The sequence below is a fragment of the Mesorhizobium sp. WSM3866 genome, from assembly GCF_002294795.1.
Classification (GTDB): Bacteria; Pseudomonadota; Alphaproteobacteria; order Rhizobiales; family Rhizobiaceae; genus Mesorhizobium.
The window spans coordinates 1-1,284 of record NZ_NSGC01000055.1; the positions used below are offsets into that span (position 1 = coordinate 1).

Below are 1,284 nucleotides of genomic sequence, written 5' to 3' on the forward strand. Positions count from 1 at the left end.
GGCGCGGTGCTCGGCGCGCTGATGATCACCTGCATCCAGAACGGCGTGAACCTCATCGGCGTCAACAGCTTCTGGCAAGGCTCCGTCACCGGCGCCGCGATCCTGCTTGCGGTCCTGATCGACCGATTCAGCAACAAGAACCGACTCTAGATCATCAACGGGAGGAACCAAGATGAAGTTGAAGAGCATCCTGATTGCAGCACTGGCGGCGTCCGCCTTGTCCAGCCCATCATATGCCGAGGACAAGAAGACCGTCGCCTATATCGCGCCCTCGCTGGACATCTCCTACTGGCAATGGGTCGGCTACGGCGTGAAGGAGAAGGCGAAGGAGCTCGGCATGGACTATGTCGAGTACACCTCTGAGAACTCACCCGCCAAGCAGATGGACAATGCGCGGACAGCCGTGACAAAGGGGGTCGCGGCAATCGTGATCGGTCCGGTCAGCTCGACATCGACGCCGCCGCTGCTCGATTATCTGGAAAAGCAAAAGGTGCCGATCGCCTTCGCCGGCATCGGTCCGCAGCCGGGACTGACCAACTACACATCCTCTGTCACCGCGAACAATTATGAGACCGGCAAAGCTCAGGGGAAATTCACCTGTGACCTCGCCAAGGAGCGTGGCGGCAACAAGGTAGGCATGTTGTCCTTGCCGCAGGACCGGGAAAATGCGCAGAAGTATCTCAGGGGCGCCAAGGAGGCGTTCGCGGCGGACGGCTGCGACCTGGTCCAGATGCTTGAAACCCGGGGCCTCACCATCAATGAGGCTGTCACCCAGGCAAACGACCTGCTGACTGCACATCCCGACGTCAAGGCAATCTACGGCATGTATGACGAGGCTGGCAGCGGGGCCGCCAAGGTGGTCGAGACCCGAGGCCTCACCGGCAAAGTTGGCATCACCGTCGCCGATGGCTCGCCCACCACCATTGCGCTGCTGAAGAAGGGGGCGATCCAGGGCATCTTCTTCCAGGAAGCGGTCGGCCAAGGAATCGACGGCACCCAGCAAGTCTACAACGCCCTGACGGGAGGCAAGGTGACCCAGGATCTGGCCCTGGTGATGCCATTGGTCACCGCCGACAAGGTCGACAGTCCCGAGGCGAAGAAGGTTATCGCCCGCGTTTTCCCCCCGAGCAACTGACCGCCTTCGAACGGACCCGCCGGCGAGGCCGGCGGGTCCAGCAGCAAGCGAGGGACCCCGACCGTGGCCGAACTGCCTTTCATCGATCCGCATCATCACCTTTGGGATCTGGAGACCCACTACTATCCGTGGCTGACCGACGGGGTTAA

At 61.4% G+C, this 1,284-nt stretch carries 1 protein-coding gene and 1 pseudogene; both read left to right on the plus strand.

Annotated features, from left to right (window positions below):
- A pseudogene (locus tag CK222_RS33610) lies at positions 1-150 on the plus strand (ABC transporter permease); the annotation flags it as partial.
- Positions 151-172: 22 nt separating this feature from the next.
- Complete coding sequence (locus tag CK222_RS31390; RefSeq protein ID WP_095802995.1) at positions 173-1,135, plus strand: substrate-binding domain-containing protein; 963 nt, start codon at positions 173-175, stop codon at positions 1,133-1,135.
- The last annotated feature ends 149 nt before the right edge of the window (positions 1,136-1,284 follow it).